Origin of the sequence: Nonomuraea roseoviolacea subsp. carminata, assembly GCF_024172185.1 — a bacterium.
GTDB lineage: Bacteria > Actinomycetota > Actinomycetes > Streptosporangiales > Streptosporangiaceae > Nonomuraea > Nonomuraea roseoviolacea.
The window spans coordinates 8,392,409-8,411,845 of the sequence record NZ_JAMZEC010000001.1 but is presented as its reverse complement, the minus strand read 5'-3'; the positions used below and the strand labels follow the sequence as shown (position 1 = coordinate 8,411,845).

15 protein-coding genes and 2 pseudogenes are annotated in these 19,437 nt (G+C 70.9%); 4 read left to right on the top strand and 13 right to left on the bottom strand.

Features of this window, described 5'->3' with window-relative positions; genetic code table 11:
- Positions 1-9: 9 nt before the first annotated feature.
- Entirely contained in the window at positions 10-3,477 is a 3,468-nt protein-coding gene (locus HD595_RS39010) for a LamG-like jellyroll fold domain-containing protein (RefSeq protein ID WP_253778217.1), read from the bottom strand.
- 235 nt (positions 3,478-3,712) lie between these two features.
- On the opposite strand from HD595_RS39010, the gene HD595_RS39005 reads away from it, so the two are divergent.
- Positions 3,713-4,918: a sensor histidine kinase gene (locus tag HD595_RS39005; RefSeq protein ID WP_253778215.1), complete on the top strand. Its 1,206-nt coding sequence runs from the start codon at positions 3,713-3,715 to the stop codon at positions 4,916-4,918.
- Complete coding sequence (locus HD595_RS39000) at positions 4,915-5,598, top strand: response regulator (protein ID WP_253778213.1); 684 nt, start codon at positions 4,915-4,917, stop codon at positions 5,596-5,598. Before HD595_RS39005 ends, HD595_RS39000 begins: the two co-directional genes overlap by 4 nt.
- Before the next feature lie 4 nt (positions 5,599-5,602).
- Here HD595_RS39000 and HD595_RS38995 read toward each other — a convergent pair.
- Both HD595_RS38995 and HD595_RS38990 read right to left on the bottom strand, forming a co-directional pair.
- A pseudogene (locus HD595_RS38995) lies at positions 5,603-5,944 on the bottom strand (MarR family winged helix-turn-helix transcriptional regulator); the annotation flags it as partial.
- 143 nt (positions 5,945-6,087) lie between these two features.
- Positions 6,088-6,525, bottom strand: a complete 438-nt coding sequence (locus HD595_RS38990; RefSeq protein ID WP_253778209.1) for a hypothetical protein — start codon at positions 6,523-6,525, stop codon at positions 6,088-6,090.
- 108 nt (positions 6,526-6,633) lie between these two features.
- On the opposite strand from HD595_RS38990, the gene HD595_RS38985 reads away from it, so the two are divergent.
- Positions 6,634-8,046, top strand: coding sequence for a cellulase family glycosylhydrolase (locus tag HD595_RS38985; protein WP_253778207.1), 1,413 nt, complete (start codon positions 6,634-6,636; stop codon positions 8,044-8,046).
- Between the two features lie 464 nt (positions 8,047-8,510).
- A pseudogene (locus tag HD595_RS47330) lies at positions 8,511-8,823 on the top strand (IS701 family transposase); the annotation flags it as partial.
- 106 nt (positions 8,824-8,929) lie between these two features.
- On the opposite strand, the gene HD595_RS38980 reads toward HD595_RS47330, so the two are convergent.
- The 10 genes from HD595_RS38980 to HD595_RS38935 all read right to left on the bottom strand — a co-directional run bounded on the left by HD595_RS38980 (position 8,930) and on the right by HD595_RS38935 (position 19,399).
- Positions 8,930-9,277, bottom strand: coding sequence for a hypothetical protein (locus HD595_RS38980; RefSeq protein WP_253778205.1), 348 nt, complete (start codon positions 9,275-9,277; stop codon positions 8,930-8,932).
- Positions 9,278-9,607: 330 nt separating this feature from the next.
- Positions 9,608-10,933 carry an alkaline phosphatase family protein gene (locus tag HD595_RS38975; protein WP_253778203.1) on the bottom strand — a complete coding sequence of 442 codons (1,326 nt, stop codon included), beginning with the start codon at positions 10,931-10,933 and terminating at the stop codon, positions 9,608-9,610.
- On the bottom strand, positions 10,933-12,045 hold the full coding sequence (gene eboE / locus HD595_RS38970; RefSeq protein WP_253781447.1) for a metabolite traffic protein EboE: 1,113 nt from the start codon (positions 12,043-12,045) through the stop codon (positions 10,933-10,935). The genes HD595_RS38975 and eboE overlap by 1 nt, the downstream gene beginning before the upstream one ends.
- A 2-nt stretch (positions 12,046-12,047) precedes the next feature.
- Complete coding sequence (locus HD595_RS38965; RefSeq protein WP_253778201.1) at positions 12,048-12,890, bottom strand: TatD family hydrolase; 843 nt, start codon at positions 12,888-12,890, stop codon at positions 12,048-12,050.
- Entirely contained in the window at positions 12,890-13,405 is a 516-nt protein-coding gene (locus HD595_RS38960; protein ID WP_253778199.1) for an EboA domain-containing protein, read from the bottom strand. The genes HD595_RS38965 and HD595_RS38960 overlap by 1 nt, the downstream gene beginning before the upstream one ends.
- A complete protein-coding gene (locus HD595_RS38955) occupies positions 13,341-14,273 on the bottom strand; it encodes a sugar phosphate isomerase/epimerase family protein (RefSeq protein ID WP_253778196.1) in 933 nt (310 codons plus the stop codon). Before HD595_RS38955 ends, HD595_RS38960 begins: the two co-directional genes overlap by 65 nt.
- Positions 14,270-15,130, bottom strand: a complete 861-nt coding sequence (locus tag HD595_RS38950; protein ID WP_253778194.1) for an SCO3242 family prenyltransferase — start codon at positions 15,128-15,130, stop codon at positions 14,270-14,272. Before HD595_RS38950 ends, HD595_RS38955 begins: the two co-directional genes overlap by 4 nt.
- Entirely contained in the window at positions 15,127-16,278 is a 1,152-nt protein-coding gene (locus tag HD595_RS38945; protein WP_253778179.1) for an inositol-3-phosphate synthase, read from the bottom strand. The genes HD595_RS38950 and HD595_RS38945 overlap by 4 nt, the downstream gene beginning before the upstream one ends.
- A 129-nt stretch (positions 16,279-16,407) precedes the next feature.
- On the bottom strand, positions 16,408-17,589 hold the full coding sequence (locus HD595_RS38940; protein ID WP_253781446.1) for an ROK family protein: 1,182 nt from the start codon (positions 17,587-17,589) through the stop codon (positions 16,408-16,410).
- A gap of 460 nt (positions 17,590-18,049) precedes the next feature.
- Positions 18,050-19,399, bottom strand: coding sequence for a carotenoid oxygenase family protein (locus tag HD595_RS38935; protein ID WP_253778177.1), 1,350 nt, complete (start codon positions 19,397-19,399; stop codon positions 18,050-18,052).
- Positions 19,400-19,437: the final 38 nt, after the last annotated feature.

Here is a 19,437-nt window from a genome sequence, read left to right as displayed (position 1 = left end):
GGAACGTGGTCAGCCGTCGATGGGCAGGTTCATCGCGATGTTGACGACCTGCCGGTCGGTCAGGGTGCCGGTGTAGGCGCGGACGTCGTCGATGTCGCCGCCGAAGTAGTCCACGGCGGCGCTGTTGTACCTGGCGCGGCCGATCTGCAGCGCGCCCGCCGCCCAGCCGCCGGTGACGGGGCGCTGGTCGTTGAGCTGGCCGTTGACGTAGAGGCGGATCTGCTTGGCCTGCTCGTCGTACACGCCGGCCAGATGGGTCCAGGTGTTGAGCACCGAGCAGTCGACGGGCTCGGCCGAGCTGGCGCGCGTCAGGGTGCCGCTGGAGGCGCTGGAGCCTGTCGCGAACGACCAGCGCGGCACCGCGACGCCGTTCTCGGGGATGAGCCGGTAGCCGAGGTAGAAGGAGCTGTAGGCGGCTCCGTCCTGGGCGAGGACGGTCATCGCGCGGCTCGGCAGCGCGCAGGTGTCGTCGCCGGCCAGCCGCACCCAGGCCGTGACCGCGTAGCTGTGGTCGGTGCGCAGCGGCGCCGACGGCGTGGCGGCGTAGCCGGTGGTGCCGTTCAGGCTGAGCGCGCCGCCGCCGTCGAAGCCGTCGCCGGCCCACGTGGCGCCGCCGGCGAGGGTCGCCGGCCAGCGGCTGTCGGTCGTGTTGACCGCGGTGGTGCCGGTGGTCTCGTCGAGCTTCCACCAGCCGCGCTGGATCGGCGGCTGCTTGGCCATGGCGGCGATCTCGTTGCCGAGGGCGGGATCGTTGACGGTGCGCGGGTCGTCCGACAGCTCCCGCTTCCAGATCTTCACGTCGTCGATGTCGCCGGCGAAGTTCTCGATGTAGGCGCCGCGCGACAGCACCCGGCCGAGTTGCAGCGGGCCGGTCGCGTCCCAGGGCTTGTACGGGAAGGCGCCCGTCGTCGTCTGCGGGATGCCGTTGACGTACAGGCGCAACTGCCGCTGCGGCGCGTCCCACACCCCGGTCAGATGCGTCCAGATCCCGGTCGTCGGCTCGGTGTCGCTGATCGCCCGCACGATGGTCTTGTCGTCGACGTCGGCGTCGAACTTGCTGAAGATCCAGCGATTGGAGCCGGAGGAGTAGTAGAGCTGGAAGCCCGCGCCGCGCACGGCGTTCTGGCTGACCACCGTGGAGTTCTTGCTCTTGTCGTTCAGCAGCACCCAGGCCGAGACGCTCATGCTCCGGTCGGTGTGCACCACCGGGCCGTCCGTGCTGCCGTACCCGGTGCCGCCGTCCAGGTGCAGGCCTCCGGCCACCCGCCCACCGGCCCAGTTCGTGCCGCCGGCCAGCGTCGCGGGGTGTGTCGTCGCTCCGGAGTCGGCCGCTGTGGAGCCCGCGGTCTCGTCCAGCCGCCAGTGCCCCTCGGGGCCGAACCCGGCGTTGACGTAGAAGCTGTAGACGGCCGGGGTCTTGCCGACGTTGCCCGCCCGGTCGACCGGGTAGACGTACAGGGCGTTGAGCCAGTCGTGGCGGGGCGCGAGCCGCACGTTGACGCTCGTCTGCCCGGCGGGGATCGCGATCTGGGTGGAGGCGGTGGCCAGCGCCGGGTCGTCGAGCGCCCATCGGAAGGCCGTCACGTCGGTCTCACCGTCGCCGGGGGCCAGCGTGAATCCGCCCGCCCAGCCCACGCTGCCCTGCCAGGTGTCGGGCGTGTCGGCCGGGTAGTCGAGGGAGCTGACCTTGGGCAGGGTGGCCGGGTCGATCGTGTCCACGGTGAACTCGCACCACTTGCTCCACGCGCTGGAGTCCGTGCCGTCGTATGCCCTGACTTTGTAGCCGTAGCTGTGGCCGGTGGTGAGCCCGGCCAGCTTGACCGAGTGGTCGGTGGCCGAGGTGGTGTACTTGTAGGCGGTCTTCCCGTCGCCGGGCATGGCCGAGGTGATGTCGTCCCACACGCCGGTGGCGGCGTTGTAGTGGTGCAGGACGAACTCGGCCCGTACGCCGTCGTTGGCCTTGTCCGGGTCGTAGATCTTGGCCTTGAGCTGGAGCGGGTTGGCGGCGTCGCCGGCGTTGACCGCCGGGCGGGCGGCTCCGGTGGCACAGGGAGTGGCCGGGTAGGTGCCGATGCCCGAGGGAGCGGCCGGCGGGGTGTTGTAGTCGATGACGAGCTTGGGAGAGGTGCTGAAGCCCTTCCACCCCCACACGCCGCTGCTGGTGTCGTTGGAGTCCCTCAACCCGAACGTCGTGTTCGACCAGCCGGCCTTGGCGGCCTTGACGATCGCGCCCGTCACGTTGAACTCGATGCCCTTGTCCGGGCAGGAGGAGCTGTAGCCGGCGTCGGAGGCCACACTGTCCTGGTGGTCGGTCCAGGACGGCTGATGGCTCCAGTTCGTCGAGCTGGAGATGCCGCCGGTGAGCCAGAGCTGCACGGCCTGCGGGCTGGAGGTGCAGCCCCAGGACTTGACCTGCGTGATGCGGAACGTGGCCTTGAGGATGTGCTTGCCGTTGACGTTGTCAGAGTCCATCCGGAAGAACGACCGCTTCAGGCCGCTGCCGTAGTTGCCCGCCTCCGGCATGTGGCTGGAGTTCCAGTACTCCTGGGAGGGGTAGGCCTGGTCCACGTACGTCCAGGCCAGCTTGGAGCCCGACCACTGCGGATCGATGTACACCGGGAAGGTGGTGTCGGGAGCGGTCAGCAGCTTCTTGTCCGGCGTGAGCGCGATACGGTCCTGCGCCACATCGACGCCCATGACCGCCTGCCTGCCCTCGCGACGCGGCCCCGCCACCAGCGACGACGGCGCGGCCGCCGTCCCGGAGGAGTCCCACATGCGCGGCGGCGGCGAGTGGAAGATCTCCGATCCCGCCGGCGTCACGGCGCTCAGGCCGCCGGTCGCCGTCCTGCGCACCGTCAGCCCGTTCGCGCGCATGCCGAAGTCGAGCCTGTCCAGCGCGGGGTTGGCGGCGGCGTCCCGGTTCTTGACCACGAGCACCTCGGAGAAGCCGAGCACCGACGCGGTCACCTTCAGGTCGACGCCCGGAAGGACCTCGCCGTACGTCGCCGTGTCGCCGTCCAGCGTCGGCTTCGGCAGGCTTCCCGGCCACGTCATCGCCACCGAACGGCCGCCCTCGCCGATGGCGGCCAGAGCGGCCGTCCCGCCACCGGAGAAGGTGAGATCCAGCGGGGTCGCCGTGGTGTGGACGGTTCCGTCCGCCGCGAAGACCAGTGTCGTGTCGACGTCGGCCCAGCCGCCTCCCCGCCGTACCCGCTCGGGCAGTGCCGAGGTCTGTGAGGTGAAGGAGCCGTCGGGGTTGGCGAACACCTGACGGTTCTCCGTACGCAGCGACAGCACCTCCACCCGCTGCTTGCTGCTGCGTGCCAGGTCCAGGGCCTCCGCCTCGGTCCGTGGCGGCGTGTCCGCCGTCGCGGCCAGCGCGGCGGGTGCGGCGTTCAGGACGCCACCGGCGGCCAGACCGCCGGCCCACAACGACATGACCACGGCGAGGAGCGCGCGGGGGGTGCGGCGGCGCATGAAGTCTCCTGAGGATCTGCGTCCGGTGATGATCACGGCTCGCACCATCTAAGGAAATTTCGGATTTGAGAGCGTCAACCTGAGACATGAAGATCGCTGAAACGTCCGCCGTACGGCCATGCCGGAAAGGTCAACCGGCTGCGGTACGGCGCCCGCTCGTCTACCGCCCAGGTTGTAGCGGCTGTCAGCCGGGCGATTGATGAGGAACCCGGTCGACGGCGGCTAGCATGCGCTGATGCGCGCAAAGGTGGTGTCGTCCCTCAGACGGCTCGCCATGGCGAACCCCTTCCTCACCGACCTGATATTCAGCGTCATCGTCGCCGGCACCACCGTGGCGTTCGGGTTCGTCCTGTCCGGGGATGCGGCCGAGCTCGGTTACGCGCAGCGCCCGCTGGACGCCCTCGGCGTCGGGTTGACGCTCGTGACCAACCTCGCGCTGGCGTGGCGACGGCGCGCGCCGCTCACGGTGCTGGGGATCTGCTGCGCCACGGCGATCGTCCTGCACGCGGCCGGTTACGATTCCAGGCTGAACGAGGTGCCACCGCTGCTGGCGCTCTACACCGTGGCCAGCCGGTCGCGCCCGCTCGTGTCGATCCCGTGCGCGCTGCCCGTGACCGTCTCCTGGTGGCACGCGGCGTTCCTCGCCCCGCCCGCGTTCACGGGAATGAACATCGCGCAGGCGAGCATCCTCGTCGCCGTCGCCTGGACGTTCGGCAACAGCACCAGGATGCTGGTCGAGCGCAACAGGCGGCTCGGCTACCTCACCGAACGGCTGCATCACGAGCAGGACGAGAAGGCGCGCCGCGCCGTCACCGAAGAACGGGTGCGCATCGCCCGCGAGCTGCACGACGTGGTCGCCCACCACATGTCGGTCATCGTCATCCAGGCGGGGCTCGCCCGTTACGTCTTCGCCTCCGACCCCGCGACCGCGCGTGGCGCGCTCACCACCATCGCCGACACCGGCAGCGAGGTCATGGGCGAGATGAGACGGCTGCTGTCCGTCCTGCGCATCGACGCCGACGACGACGCCGACGGCTACGACCCGGCACCCGGCCTGCAACGGCTCGGACCTCTGGTCGAACGGGTGCGCTCGGCGGGTGTGCCGGTGCAGCTCTCGATCACCGGCGCCGTGCGCCCGCTGCCGTCCGGCATCGACCTGTGCGCGTACCGGGTCGTTCAGGAATGCCTCACCAACGTGCTCAGACACGCGGGGCCCGCGACGGCGCGGGTCTCACTGACGTACGGCGACGAGCTGGAGTTACGAGTCACCGACGACGGGAGCGGCGCGGCCCTCTCCCCCAAGGAGGACGGTCACGGCTTGATCGGCATGCGCGAACGCGTCAAGCTCTACAAGGGAACGATCACGGCCGGAGACAGGCCGTCAGGCGGATTCGAGGTCGTGGTCACCCTGCCCCTGTCCTCCACGGAACCGGACACATGATCAAGGTAATGGTCGTCGACGATCAGATTCTCGTCCGTGCCGGACTGACGGCGCTGCTGCGTGCCGTGCCCGAGCTCGACGTCGTCGGCGAGGCGGCCGGCGGCGAGGAAGCCGTCTCCCTGGCGGCGGCCACCCGCCCCGACGTGATCCTCATGGACATCAGGATGCCGGGCATGAACGGCGTAACGGCGACCGAGCGCATCCTGTCCGCGGACGGCGACCACCGGCCTCGGGTGCTCATCCTGACCACGTTCGACCTCGACAAGTACGTCTACAACGCCCTGCGCGCCGGCGCCTCGGGCTTCCTGCTCAAGGACACCCCGCCGGAACGGCTCATCGCCGCCATCCAGACGATCGCCTCCGGCGACATGCTCTTCTCGCCCAGCGTCACCCGGCGCCTCATCGAGGCCTACACCCATCGGACCGTCCCGGCCGCCGCCCCGCCCTCTCCCCCGCTGGACCTGCTCACCGCCCGCGAGAGCGAGGTGCTCAAACTGGTCGGGCACGCTCTGTCCAACGCCGAGATCGCCGCCCTCCTGACCGTCAGCGAGGCCACCGTCAAGACGCACCTCAACCGCGCCATGGCCAAGCTCGGCCTCGGCAGCCGCGCCCAGGCCGTGGCCCTGGCCTACGAGTCCGGCCTCGTCGTCCCCGGCCAGGAGATGCCCTCCCCAGGGTGACGGCTCAGGTGTCGTCAAGGGCGGCGAGGTGGGCCGTGACGTCGTCGGCGAAGCGGGCCAGCAGGCGGCCGAGGTCCTCGCGGTCCCGCGCGGACCAGTGGGAGATCGCGCCGGTGAACCAGCCGATGAGCGTGCGCGCGTAGCGGTCGGCGGCCGCCCTGCCCTTGTCGGTCGGCTCGATGTAGCTGACGCGGCGGTCGTTGGGGTCACCGATGCGGCGTACCAGGCCGCGGCGCTCCAGTTGCTGGACCTGCCGCGTGACGTGCGGCTGGACGAGCCGCATCTTCTCCGCGATCTCGCTGATCCGCAGCGGCCCGCCGGCCAGGTGCACGAAGACGAGGACGGAGAAGGCCGGCCGATCGGCTCCACGTGGACACCCGGCGGATCACCTTCCTCGACCCCGACGTCGCCGTCCTCGCCGCCCTGCGCCCGGCATCGCCGTGCGAAGGCGCGGCATGGCTCCCTGCTCAGGACGGATGCTTATTGTGCTCACCCGGCCAAGGGCATTCCCGCGGCGGCGGGCTGCCGCCGCCGACGCGGGAGGGCGGCCAGCCCGGCGAGCCAGCCCAGTGCGATCCCCCATAGCAGGCCCGCGATCAGCCCGCCCACAAGATGTCCGGCGTATGCCCCCAGGCCCGCCGAGGTGATCTGGGACAGTACGACCGCTCGCAACAGGTTCGCGACCACCGCCCCCAGCACGAACGCCCCCCACGTGCGCCAGAAGCCACCCCGGGCCCGGGCCACCATGACGACCAGCACCAAGGCGAGGACGCTGTCGGCGAGCGTGACGAGCCAGGTCGTCTCTCCCAGCGGCACCACACGCAGACCCGGCAGCCCGTACGGCAGGCCGAGCGCGGACGGCACGGCCAGATAGCCCACCCGGGTGACCAGCGCGCTCCCCCACAGTCCGAAAGCCAGGACGATCACGAGTGTGACGATCGCCGGGAGGCTATTGCGACTAATGCTCATGTTCGGCAGGCTAGCCGCGACCGCGATTCTGGCGGAAGACCCCCGTTCCCGGTGACCGGAGTTCCTATGAAGAGTGCTCGGCTCATCACGGCCGTCGCCGTGCTGGCCGTCCTGGCCGGGGGCGGCGTCGCCGCGGCGACCAGACCCGCCCCGAAGCCCGCCGCCCGGTTCGTCACGGACGATCAGGGCAGGGTGCTGCTCCTGCACGGCTTCAACACGGCCAGCAGCGCCAAGAGCACGCCTGACGGCCTGCCGACGTTCACCGAGGCGGACCTCGACCGTGAATACCGGGACATGGGGACGAACTTCGTCCGTTTCCTGATCCAGTGGCGCACGCTCGAGCCCACCCCAGGCACCTATGACACGAAATATCTGGACAAGGTGGCTGAGCGCGTCGCCTGGTACGCCAAGCGCGGCTACCACGTGATGCTGGACATGCACCAGGACCTGTGGGGCAGCGACATCACCCCCGGTAAAGGCGCGGGCAACGGCGCGCCCGGGTGGGCCACACACCTCGACGGCCTCCCGGTCAGCACCGACCAGCCCACCTGGGAGATGTACTACTTGGAACCCGGCGTCATACGGGCCTTCGACCACTTCTGGAACACCACCGGTGACCACCCCGAACTGATGGACCACTACGCCAAGGCGTGGAAGGCGGTGGCCGCCAGGTTCAAGGACGACCCCGCCGTCATCGGCTACGACCTGATGAACGAGCCCTGGGGCGGCTCGATCCAGGGCGCCCAGTTCGAAACCGGCCCGCTGGCCACCCTCTACCGCAGGTCGATCGCGGAGATCAGGTCGGTCGACCCCGACGGCTGGATCTTCCTCGAACCCCAGGCCGTGGGCGTCAACTGGGGTCTGCCGTCGGCCCTGCCGCACTTCGACGACCCGCGCGACGGCCAGCCACGCATCGGCCTGGCTCCGCACCTCTACCCGCTGCCGCTCGACCTGGGCGACGACTACACGGCCGGTTCCCGTCGGTGGACCGATTGCACGCTGGGCTGGTGGCGGGACAACATCCTCCGCACCGCCGAACGCGTGGGCGGCCCTGTGGTGCTGGGCGAGTTCGGGCTGGACATGTCCCGGCCGGGCTCCCCCGACCTGGTCAAGCGGGTGCTCCAGCTCACCGACGAGGTGAACATGGGCCACGCGTACTGGTCACGCGACCCCGGACCCTGGGGTCCCTACGACGACAAGGGGAAGCCCGGGCCGCTGGTCGCCGCGATGGCCCGGCCGTACCCCAGGGCGGTCGGCGGGGTGCCGGTCAGCGTCGCCTATGACGAGAAGTCCCGCGCGCTGACCTTGGTCTTCGACGCCAACAGCACCGGCCCGACCGAGATCTATCTGCCCGCACGCGACTTCCCCCACGGCGGGCGGGCCTCCATCGGCGAGGCCACCTGGGACGCCGGCAGGCGCGTCCTCACCGTGAAGACGAAGACGGCCGGCCGCCTCACCCTCACGATCACCCCTGGATAGCAGTACGGCTCCCGCCGCGAGGCGGGGGCCGTAGCCGTCCGGTCGAGGCCGGCCGACGTGAACCGACACACCCTCCGTCTTGCATGGCCAGGATCGCGGTCAGCACCGCGACGCCGGTACTGATCAGGAAAGCCAGGTGCATGCCGTCTACGACGGATCAACGCTGACCCTGACCGGCGAACCGGCGCGCCTTTCGACCCGCTGCTGAGCTGCGAGACCTTCCTGGGCGGAGTCGAGAGGCCCCTGCAGGTTTACGCCGCCACCGACTACAGAGGACCGGCAGGCGCCTGAAGTGGCGGGGCTCCGCTCAGGAATGAAGCGGTCGAGCCCTTGCCGGCGGTTGCCGGCCGGATCCCACGGCGCGGCGGCGGCCTTCTTCTCGTACCCTCGCCAAAGAAGGGCTCCGTCACCGGCACCTCGTGAAGCTGCTGCGACCTGTACCGATCTTGACCCTGTGCACGTGGTTGAGCAGCACGGCGTCGTGGCATCTTCGGGTTTGGGTGCCTGGCCTGGACACGCGGTTCGGGCGGGTGGAGCCGCGCAGGTGGGCGCGGGCTCGTGTGATGGGATTGCTTCCCGTTCGAGCGCGAGAACGGCTGACAATTGACAGAGGCGGCAGCGGATGCGGCGCTGGGACCCTGGCGCGGTGCGACACCGACCTGCGGGACCATCGGGGTGCAGCGTCAGTACTCCGGCACCGCCGGTCGGGCGGAGAACTGCCAGCTGAGGGTGTACTTGGCGTATGCCTCTCCGCTGGGGCGGGCTGCGCTTAGGCGGGTATCCCTGATGAGGTTTCATCTGCCATCGATCCGGCGCGGGTGTGGGTCTTGCATTCTCAGAAGTTGATTTTCGAAACCACCGAGCCCCTTTACATTGTAGATTTCTATGCCGTGACGGCTCGAATAGTCGCCAGCGGGTCCACCCCGCGCGTCCCAACGGTGGCGCGGATGCCGAGAGGGCCGAACTTGCCGAAGGCGAAGATCCGCTCCGGAGAGGCTGTCCACGCAGTCGAACAGCTCGTGGACGGACCAGCGGGTGAATGGCTGGTCGACTGGTGGCCGTCGGACTCATCCAGCCAGGACGACCTCTCCCCCACTGAGGCACTGAGGGGAACGACCGGCCAGCCGCGCTCGTCGGCGGCGTCCAGCACGCCGGCGGTGACCTCGGGGAAGAACGGGTTGAGGACGTCCGCGATGATCAATGCGAGTGTCGTGACGTTCTGCTGAACCATGGCGCGGGCGAAGCGGCTGGGCCGATAGCCGAGCTGTTGGGCTACCGCGAGGATCCGGCTGCGGGTCGAACGCCCAGGCGTAGGCCGTGCTCCGGATGACCGCATCAAGGTAGGGGCGCCATGTTTCGGATGGCCCGCCGGTCGCCGCGCGAACCGTCCGAAGGGTACGGAGGAACGCCTCGCTGGTGAGGTCCTCGGCTGTCTGCGGGTCATCGGACAGCCGCGTGGCATCTTGACGCCTGTGAACATCGGGTTATTGCGGTCGTTGCCGTTCTTGGGATCGTCGGTGCAGCGCGAAAGCCTGAAGAGTTTCGAGGCGTTTGAGGCTGCTCACCGGCTGATGAGGGCGGTGAGCAGGCCCTTGACCTCGGTCGCTCCATAGGCGTCGCCGTCGAACGGGCCGACGAGGACCGGGCCGTCGGCGGGATCGTCGGCGAGTCGCCCGTGGCTGCCGCGAACCGGCGAGGGATCCAGCGGCACGACGGACATCGTGTACCGGAACCCCAGCTTCTTCCTGGCCAGCGCGGCGGCCGCGCGGAGCTTGACGAAGGGATCCCGGGGATCCATGAACAGTTCGGCGGGGTCGTAGCCGGGCTTGCGGTGGATGTCCACCAGCCGCGCGAAGTCGGGCGCCCGGTCGTCGGAGAGCCAGTAGTAGTAGGTGAACCAGGCGTCGGGCTCGGCCACGGCGACGAGTTCGCCCGCGCGTTCGTGGTCGAGGCCGTACTTCGCCTTGCTCGCCTGGTCGAGAACCTCGTCCACGCCGGGCAGGGCGGCGATGACGTCGCGCGCGCGGTCGAGGTCGGCGGGGTCACGTACGTACACGTGGGCCACCTGGTGGTCGGCGACGGCGAAGGCGCGGGACGTCCACGGGTCGAGGTACTCCATCCCGGCCTGGGTGTGGACCTCCAGCAGGCCCGCGCCGCGGAGCGCGCGGTTGATGTCCACCGGGCGGGAGGCCGGCGTGATGCCGTACTCCGACAGCACCACCACCTCGGCGTCCACCGAGAGGAGCGGGGCCAGCGCGGCATCGACGGCGCGTGCCGCGGCGATCGCCTCGGGACCGTCGGGGCCGTGGCGTTGCAGGTCGTAGTCGAGGTGCGGGACGTACACGAGCAGCAGGTCGGGCCGTTCGCGGGAGAGGATGCGGCGGGCGGCTGCGATGATCCACCGCGAGGAGGCGATCCCGGCGTTCGGCCCCCAGTAGCTGAACAGCGGGAACGGGCCCAGCGCGGCTTCGAGATCGTCGTGCAGCGAGGGCGGGCGGGTGTAGCAGTCGGGCGACTTGCGGCCGTCGGCGTGGTAGATGGGGCGCGGTGTGACGAGCAGGTCGCTCGCGGCGCCCATCGCGTACCACCAGCAGACGTTGGCGGTGCGCAGGCCGGGCACGGCGCTCCACAACTGGTCGCCCTGGATGAGCGCGTTGTGCTGGCGCCACAGGAGCACCTCGCCGAGGTCGCGGAAGTACCAGCCGTTGCCCACGATGCCGTGCTCGCGGGGCGGCGTGCCGGTGAGGAGTGTGGCCTGCATCGAGCAGGTGACGGCCGGCAGGACCGGACGCAGGCGGGCGGCCGGGCCCACCCTCGCCACGTTGGGCATGTGCGCGAGCAGGCGCGGGGTGAGCCCGACGACGTTGATCACGACGAGTGGCGCCATCACAGTTCCTTCAGCCCGAGCGCGGCGAGCTGCCGCCGGGTCCAGTCGAGTTCGGCGGCGATGCCTTCGGCGAGGTCGGGCGGTGCGCCGGGGAGCACGTTCCAGGTGTAGGTCTCCACCTCGATGTGCCGGGTGAGCGGGGCGGGGCCGCCGAGCAGGGCGTTCAGCAGCTCCCGCAGGTGGGGCGCGGTGGTGGTGAGCGGCGGCGGTGGGGCGGCGTGCAGCGGGACGTGGAAGTGCACCCGCCAGCGCTCCCCCATCGGCAGGCCGCCGGCCAGTGCCTCGCCCAGGTCGTCGGTGAATCCGCTCTGTGAGCGCGTCTGGTGCAGGAAGCGCGGCTCGTCGAATGCCTTCAGCGCGTCCTGGGTGCCGGGCGGGGCCTCCAGGGCGCACGACGCCTGGAGCTTGACGACGGGGAGTCCGAGCCCGGCCGCCGCGGCGGCTTCCTCGAAGCCCACGGCCAGGTGGCAGGCGTCCAGGCAAACGCCGAGATGGTCGCGGTCGGCGCCGGCGAGCAGGCGCGCCGCCTGCGGAGTGGTTTCGACGACGCAGCCCGGCTCCGGTTCGAAGCCCAGGCGGATCGTCTTGCCGGTCCGCTCGGCCAGCTCGCGCAGTCCGCGGGCGACGGCGTCGAGGTTGGCCGCGACCGCTGCCGCCTTCTCCGCCGTCCAGCCGGTCCTCCAGGCGAGGGGCAGCGTGGAGATCGTGCCCTCGGTGACGTCGTCGGGCAGCAGCGCCGCCAGGATCTCGGCGAGCCCCAGGGTATGGCGCAGCCGCTCCGCATCTGCCCAGTCGGGGCTGTAGACGCGGTACTTCACGATCTCGTCGTGGAAGCCGCGGTACGGGAACCCGTTGAGGGTGACGACCTCCATCCCGAGAGCGGCCAGCCGCTCACGCAGGCCGGCGAGCTCGCCGGGCCGGGCGAGCAGGTCACCGGCGGCATGCCGGGACAGCCACAGGCCGAGACCGAGGCGTTCGGTGCCGAGCAGTCGCCTGACCCGCGCGGCGATGCCGGAGAGCTGTCCATGGATGCCGGGCAGGTCCTCGGCGGGGTGCACGTTGGTGCAGTAGGCGAGGTGCACGGTCGAGCCGTCCGGGTGGCGCAGCCGCATCGTCATCCCCGCTTGATCGTGTTGCCGGCGTAGTCGAGGCCGGCTGAGCCGGTCCTTAGATCGAGCCGGCCGCTCTGCCCGTAGAAGGCGACCGGATTGTGCCAGAGCACCTGATCCACATCGTCCTGCCCGAAGCCGGCCGCGAGCATGGCGTCGCCGACCTCGCGGGTCTTCAGGGGGTCGCTGCGCCCCCAGTCGGCGGCCGAGTTCACCAGCATCCTGGCGGTGCCGTACTCCCTGAGGATCGCCACCATCCGGCCGGGATCCATCTTGGTGTCGGGGTAGATCGAGAATCCCATCCAGCAGCCCGAATCGGCGACCATGCCGACGGTCGGCTCGTTGAGATGGTCGACGAGCACCCGCTCGGGCGGCATCCCCGCGGCCTTGACGACGTCGAGGCTGCGGCGGGTTCCCGCGACCTTGTCGCGGTGCGGGGTGTGGACCAGGACCGGCAGGTCGCTCTCCCCCGCCATCGCCAGTTGTGCCTCGAAGGCGCGTTCCTCCTCGGGGGTCACCGAGTCGTATCCGACCTCGCCGACCGCGACGACGGCGTCCTTCAGCAGGTATCGCGGCAGTTCGGCCAGCACCTCCGCGCAGCGCCGGTCGTTGGCCTCCTTCGGGTTGAGCGCGAGCGCGCAGTGGTGGCGGATGCCGTACTGGGCGGCCCGGTACGGCTCCCAGCCGAGCAGCGCGTCGAAGTAGTCGAGGAAGCTGCCCATGTTGGTGCGGGGCTGGCCCAGCCAGAACGCGGGTTCGACCACGGCGCGGACCCCGGCCTCGTGCATCCGCTGGTAGTCGTCGGTGGTCCGGGAGGTCATGTGGATGTGCGGGTCGAAGATGCGCATCAGATCCTCTCCAGGATGTCGTGGGGAACCGGGCGTCCGGCGGCCCGCCGTTCGGTCGCGTAGTCCGAGAGCATGCGCGTCAGCTCCGCGTCGGTCCGCCGGTCGAGGCCGGAGACGGAGGCCAGCGGGATTCCCATGAAGACGCACTTGAGCACGCCCTGGCGGAAGGCGTGGTCGTCGAGCCATCGAGCGCCGTACGGCCCGAGGGCCGCGGTCACCAGCCGCGCGTCGTTGGTGCGCAGCGCGTCCTCGACCAGCGGGACCGCCGCCGCGCCGAGGCCGAGCTCGGGCAGGGCCGCCAGGATCGTCAGCCGCTCACCCGTGTCGCCCCGCTCGTAGAGCGTGCGTATCGTCGCCTCGTCGGCGTGCAGCGCCCCGAGCAGCGCGCGCCGCGCGCCCGCGCCGCCCCGGCGTTCGGCCTGCGGGAAGAGCAGGTGGACCGCGCCGTGGTCAGCCTCCACCTTCGACAGCGCCCACGCCAGCCACTCCCCCGCCCGAGTCCCCGTCTCGCCCATGCTGACCGGTTCCTTTCTCACCGAGTTGGTCGTGCGCCGTCCGCAGGAAGCCGATGGATCGGCGGGCGATCTGCGGTGCCGCGTGGGAGTGCCGGGCGAGCTCCACGGCCACCTGTCCCCGGTAGCCGGCCAGCGCGGCGAGCACCGGCGGGAAGTCGATCTCGCCCGCGCCGAACTCCAGATGCTCGTGGACGCCCCGGCGCATGTCCTCGATCTGCACGTGCACGAGATACGGCAGCGCCCGCCGGACGCAGTCGGGCGGATCGTCCGGCTCCAGGCACTGGCAGTGCCCGACGTCGAGGGTGAGCCCGAAGCGGGGATGACCGCCCACCATGGCACGCAGTCTGTCGAAGCCGGCCAGGTCTTCCACGAGCATCCCGGGTTCGGGCTCGAACCCGAGCATGACGCCGAGACGGTCGGCCGCGGCGAGGAGCCCTTCGCACTGGCGCGCCAGCCGGTCCCACGCCGCTTCCTCCGGCAGGTCCTCGGGCCGGATCCCGCTCCACAGGTGCACCACGGGAGCGCCCAGGTCGGCGGCGATCCGCATGGCCTGGTTCAGGAACCCGGCACGGCGCTCGGCGCCGTCGCTGATGAGAGTGGGATGGTGCTTGCGCCGCGGGTCCAGGGTGTAGCGCCCGCCCGTCTCGACGACCGCGTTCATGCCGAGCCGGTCGAGCAGCCCCGCGATCCGGCTCACCTGGGCGCTCAGGCCCGGGGCGAAGGGGTCCAGGTGGCCGTGGTCCAAGGTGATGGCGGCACCCGTGTAGCCCAGCTCGGACAGGATCTCAAGAGCCTCGTGGAGTCGATGGCCGGAGAATCCGTTCGTGCAGTAGGCCCAGTTCAGGGCTTTCAGGCCGGTCCCGGTCATGACGTGGCCATCCGGGCCGAGAGCCATCTGCCCGCGGGCAGCGCGCCGAGCAGCGCTCCCGCCGCCGGCAGCCGTCCGCGACCGGCGACCGCCGCCGCCTGCAGCGGGATCAGGCCGAGAATGCTCGCCTGGACGGCCTTGCGTACCTGCTCGGGATGGGGGCGGGCGCGTAACCCGGCCTGGGCCGGGATGGTCGCGGCGAGGTGGCCGGCGAGAAGAAGCCCGGCGCCCGCCCGCGCGGCGGCGCCGTTCGAGGAGGAGCCGTCACGCAGGCAGGACACAGCCGCCAGGCAGGCCGCGGCGGTGCTCGCGGCCAGCGCGCCGCGCACGGTCGTCGCCGTCGCCCCGGCCACCTCGGCCCTGCCGAGGACGCTGATCCCGTAGGTGTGCGCCCCGATCGCCAACGCCATCGGAGCGGCGGCCCTGACCCGGGAGCCCGCGCCGAGGAGCACGTCCAGCGCGCGGCAGGTCGCCATCGTGACCGGTCCCAGCGGGGTCCGTTTGAGCCCCAGGTCATAGGCCCACACCGCACCGGCCAGCAATCCGGCCACGCCCAAGGCGCGGCGGCCTCCGGACGCCGCGGCGGCGATCAGCCCCGTGCCGGTCAGCCCGGCCGCGATGCCGAGCGCGGCGCCCGGGCGCACCCGCCCCGAGGGGATGGGACGTTCCGGCCGTTCGACCGCGTCGGCCTCGCGGTCGGCCCAGTCGTTGAGCGCCATGCCGGCCCAGTAGATGAGCACCGAGGCGAGGGCCAGCCCGGGTGCGGCGCGCCGCCCGGCGGCGGCGGCCCCGGCCATCATGTCCCCCGGCACCGACAGCGCGGCGGGGGCCCGGACCAGTTCGAGCAGCGCCTTCACGAGGGGTCCCCGGCCAGGTCCGCGGCGAACGCGCGCAGCCGCGCGTACTGGGCGGCGAGGGCGTGCTCATCCGTGCCCAACGGGTCCTTGAAGAAGAAGGCGAGGTCCGCCAGCACGCCGTACCGCCCACGCTCGTGCGCGCGGGCCACCAGCCGGGCCAGATCCAGGACGAGCGGCGCGGCGAGCGCCGAGTCGCAGCCCTGCCAGGTGAACTGGAGGCTCATGCGCACGCGCAGGAACCCCTCGAAGGTCACGTGGTCCCAGGCGGTCTTCCACTCCCCGAGGTCCTCGACGTAGTCGATGTGCGTCTCCCCTTCGACGGGCTCGCCGAGGATGCCGGCGACGGCCCGTTCCTTGGAGAGGGTCTTGCTCGATCGCGCCGCCGGGTCGGCCAGGGTGGCTCCGTCGCCCCCGCCGAGGAGGTTGAGCCCGGACCACGAGCGGACCCGCAGCGACCGCTGGGCGAACATGGGCGCGAGCGCGCTCTTGATCAGGGTCTCACCGGTCTTCCCGTCGCGGCCCGCATACGGCACGGCCCGCAGCTCCGCGAGCTCGGCCAGGGCCGGCAGGGCGGGCCCGGTCGACGGCGTGAACTCCACGTAGCCGCAGCCCGCGCGGAACGCCGCGTAGGCGTAGAGCGAGCTTGCCGGCAGCACGTCGTCGCCCGCGGCGAGTCGCGCTTCGAGGTCGGCCAGGCGCCGGAACTCCGGCCGTGGGGCGGCCGGCGGCTCGGTCGACGAGACATTGACGACGACCACCCGGGCGAGCCCGTGCCGGTCGCGGAAGCCCGCGATGTCGCCGGCCAGGCGGGCCGCGGCCGCCTCCTGGGTGCCGTCGCCGGGAACATGGCCGCGTCTGATCTCCGCGTCGGCGGCGTCGAGATCCTGGGCGAGCAGTCCGGGCAGGCCCGCCGGCACCACTCCCGCCCTGCTCAGCTGTTCAGCGCGCTTCCGTAAGGGGCATTCAGTGATGTCATGGCCACCGAAGACCAGGTCGGCGATCGATACCAGGCCGACCGGGAAGTCAGGAGACTCGGTGACGCATCCCTGGGGTGGTGCAGCGCCCGCCTTGACCGCCGCGGCGCCGAGGGTGGCGGTGGTCGCCACGGATCCGCGTGCTCCGACGAACCAGACACCGACCTCGCGCATGGGGGCTCCTGTTCATCCGCATATACCGGTATGAGTGGACATACCGGTATGCGATTACGCGGATCGTAAAAGTCCTTTTAGCGACGGTCAAGCGTAAGAATGTCGATATTCGTCCTAAGTGCCTTCTCCTCAGGCGGACAGTGCCTGGTCAACGGCTTCGGGCGACAACATGTGCTCGATCATCATCACGGCCGCGCCGACCACTCCCGCACGGTCGCCGAGCTCGCTGACGCGAATGTTCAGATGCTGGGTGGCCAGCGGCAGGGACCTGCTGTAGATCACCTCGCGAAGCCCGGCGAGCAGGTGCTCGCCCGCGCCCGCGAGGTCGCCGCCGAGCAGGATCACGGCGGGGTTGAAGAAGTTCACGATGGAGGCCAGGACGACGCCGACCTCCCGGCCCGCCTGCCGGATCATCTGGATGGCCTCGGTGTTGCCGGCCCGCACCAGGCGTACGACGTCGCGGGTGTCGGCGGCCTCCTGACCACCCGCGCGCAGCCGTGCGGCCAGCGCCGCGCCACCCGCCACCGCCTCCAGGCAGCCGATGTTGCCGCAGCGGCACACCACGTTCTCATCGGACGACGGCACCCGGATGTGGCCGATGTCGCCCGCCGCGCCCTGCGCACCGCGGTGCAGGCGTCGGCCGCTGATGATGCCGCAGCCGATGCCGGTGCCGATCTTGACGTAGATGAGATGCTCGGCCCCGGACTGCCCGGCCCAGTACTCACCCAGCGCCATCATGTTCACGTCATTGTCGACCAGCACGGGGACACCGAGCCGCGCACCCAGCCACTCGGGCACCGGAAAGCCGTCCCAGCCGGGCATGATCGGCGGGTTGACCGGCTTGCCGGTGTCGTGCTCGACCGGCCCCGGCAGGCCGACGCCGACGCCGCACACGTCGGCGAGACGACGGCCGCACTCGGCGAGAAGCTCACGGAACGTGTCGACCAGCCAGGTCAGGACGGCTTCCGGACCGCGGTCGATCGGCATCTCGGCCTCCCGCTCGGCCAGCGTCGCGGCCGCGAGGTCGGTCACGGCGAGCCGGGCGTGCGTCGCCCCCAGGTCGGCCGCGAGCACGATCCGGGCACTCGTGTTGAAGGCGAACGCCGTCGCGGGGCGCCCTCCGGAGGAGATCACGTCGTCGGCCGGCATCACCCAGCGCTGACTCAACAGGGCGTCGAGCCGGAGGGACACCGTGGACCGCGCCAGGCCGGTGAGCTCGACCAGCTCGGCGCGGGTGCGGGCCTGCCCGTCGCGCAGGATGGAGAGCAGAGCCCCCGCTCCAGCCGCCTGGTTGCTTGTGCCGGTCGGCATGCTCTCAGTCAACAGCGCTCCATCCGTCGGGGGATTACACTTCCTTTGCTTTCTCATCCGCCATAATGCCATTTGTGCTTGAGCTTTTGCTTGACCATCGGCATAAGCAACCCCGCGGATCGTGCCGTCGGCCCGGCCCGACTCCGTGGCGTCCAGGCACTTCAGGCCGTCGTAGACGGCGATCTGTCCGGTGGACGCTCTGGTCCACTCGGTTCCGGCAGGGCCGTGGCGGTCTTATCGGGGTGAAGGCAAGTGCTACTGCGGCGGCCTTCTCCAAGGCGAGCGGCAGCAGCACGATAGAGCCGCATGGTGCCGCTCGTACAGCTCGGCGGTGTCACGGCGATGCCCTGGACGGGGGCCGAGGGCCGCGACTTCTCGGCACAGGCCCGATCAACACCCTCGCGGTCATCGCCGAACGGGCTCCGTAGCCGCTGTCCGTGAGACCTGGTTTCCTCGATCCTCAGACCGGGATCCAGTTGCCGTGGAAGCCCGTGGGGATGCGCACCGGGACGTGTACCTCGGCGAGCGGGGGCGCGGCCAGATCGGCGGCGTCCAGGATGGCCAGGTAGCTCGTACCGGCGCCGCGATCGTGGGCGAACGTCATCAGGAAGCCCTCGTTCTCACCGGTCCCGGCCCGGGGTACGAAGACGGCCTCGCCGCAGGTGTGGCCCCGAGGGAGGCGGTGCACCGCCCGTTCGCCGCCGCCGGTGAGGTCGTAGGCGTAGATCTCCGACCGCTCGGGCTCGGCGTCCAGGGAGAAGCTCGTCGTGTAGCCGTAACGGTGGGGCAGCCCGAGCATCGAGTCGGCCACCCGGGGGTATTCGCTGGGCGTGTCGTCGAGCGCTTCCTCGGTGACCGCGCCCGACCTCAGGTCCAGCGTCCAGCGGTACACGACCGGAAGCCCGCCCGCCACGTCGTCGGCGCCGCCGCGCCACAGTGTGGGGACGCGGGTCCCGGTGACGGTGATCGTGTCGCCGTCCGGGTCCTCGAAGGCGTTCATGGTGTGCCACATGTAGCAGGGGGCGACGTCGAACCAGCGTACGGGCGCGTCGTCGCCCGCCGTGCGCGCCAGCACGCCGAACCGGGCGCGGTGCGCGTCGTCCCAGCGCCACGGCGGGCCACCCGCCGCGGCCTGGGCGTGGTCGAAGACGACCGACAGATCCATGAAGATCATGTAGTTTCGGGTGATGGCGAAGTCGTGCATCATCGTCGCGCGCGGCACGTCCACGACCCGCGTCTGCACCACCTCGCCGGCGGCCGAGGCGCGGTAGCAGGTCAGGTACGGCGGGCGTAGCTGGTAGCCGAAGAACAACAGCTCACCCGTGATCGGGCAGGTCTTCGGGTGCGCGGTCATCGGGGTTCGCAGGGCTCCATCGAAGGTGTGCGCCCCGATCGTGGCGAGGTCCGGCGTCACCTCGTACGGGAAGCCGCCCTCCTCCAGGGCGAACAGCCGCCCCGCGTGCGCGATCAGGTGGGTGTTGGCCGTGGTGACCCGGTAGTCGATCCGGCCGGTCTCCTGGTCGAAGGCGAGGGCGAAGCGGGACTGGCCGGGGTGCTCGTACAGCGGCGTGCGCACGTACCGGTTGCGGTACCAGCGCGCCCTGCCGCCGTCGAGCGCGATGGTGTGGATCATTCCGTCGCCCGCGAAGGAGTGCGGCGACCAGCCGGTACGCGGGTTGGGCCCGTTGCGGAAGAACTGCCCGCTCAGCTCGGCCGGGATCTCGCCGACGACCTTGGACGGCTCCAGGGTCACCTCCTCGGCGACCGGCGCGTTGTTGCCCGCGAGGTGCAGCGGCACGGTTTCGGACATGCTGGAACTCCTGTCGGAAGGGGTGGGGACGCCGACAA

What these genes read in the sequence shown, in the direction of transcription:
- HD595_RS38985 (WP_253778207.1), top strand. Translation starts at nt 6,634, where the DNA reads ATGAAGAGTGCTCGGCTCATCACGGCCGTCGCCGTGCTGGCCGTCCTG.
- HD595_RS38935 (WP_253778177.1), bottom strand. Translation starts at nt 19,399, where the DNA reads ATGTCCGAAACCGTGCCGCTGCACCTCGCGGGCAACAACGCGCCGGTC.
- HD595_RS39005 (WP_253778215.1), top strand. Translation starts at nt 3,713, where the DNA reads ATGCGCGCAAAGGTGGTGTCGTCCCTCAGACGGCTCGCCATGGCGAAC.
- HD595_RS38955 (WP_253778196.1), bottom strand. Translation starts at nt 14,273, where the DNA reads ATGACCGGGACCGGCCTGAAAGCCCTGAACTGGGCCTACTGCACGAAC.
- HD595_RS38940 (WP_253781446.1), bottom strand. Translation starts at nt 17,589, where the DNA reads ATGCCGACCGGCACAAGCAACCAGGCGGCTGGAGCGGGGGCTCTGCTC.
- HD595_RS39010 (WP_253778217.1), bottom strand. Translation starts at nt 3,477, where the DNA reads ATGCGCCGCCGCACCCCCCGCGCGCTCCTCGCCGTGGTCATGTCGTTG.
- HD595_RS38980 (WP_253778205.1), bottom strand. Translation starts at nt 9,277, where the DNA reads ATGGTTCAGCAGAACGTCACGACACTCGCATTGATCATCGCGGACGTC.
- HD595_RS38975 (WP_253778203.1), bottom strand. Translation starts at nt 10,933, where the DNA reads ATGGCGCCACTCGTCGTGATCAACGTCGTCGGGCTCACCCCGCGCCTG.
- eboE (WP_253781447.1), bottom strand. Translation starts at nt 12,045, where the DNA reads ATGCGGCTGCGCCACCCGGACGGCTCGACCGTGCACCTCGCCTACTGC.
- HD595_RS38960 (WP_253778199.1), bottom strand. Translation starts at nt 13,405, where the DNA reads ATGGGCGAGACGGGGACTCGGGCGGGGGAGTGGCTGGCGTGGGCGCTG.
- HD595_RS38965 (WP_253778201.1), bottom strand. Translation starts at nt 12,890, where the DNA reads ATGCGCATCTTCGACCCGCACATCCACATGACCTCCCGGACCACCGAC.
- HD595_RS39000 (WP_253778213.1), top strand. Translation starts at nt 4,915, where the DNA reads ATGATCAAGGTAATGGTCGTCGACGATCAGATTCTCGTCCGTGCCGGA.
- HD595_RS38945 (WP_253778179.1), bottom strand. Translation starts at nt 16,278, where the DNA reads ATGCGCGAGGTCGGTGTCTGGTTCGTCGGAGCACGCGGATCCGTGGCG.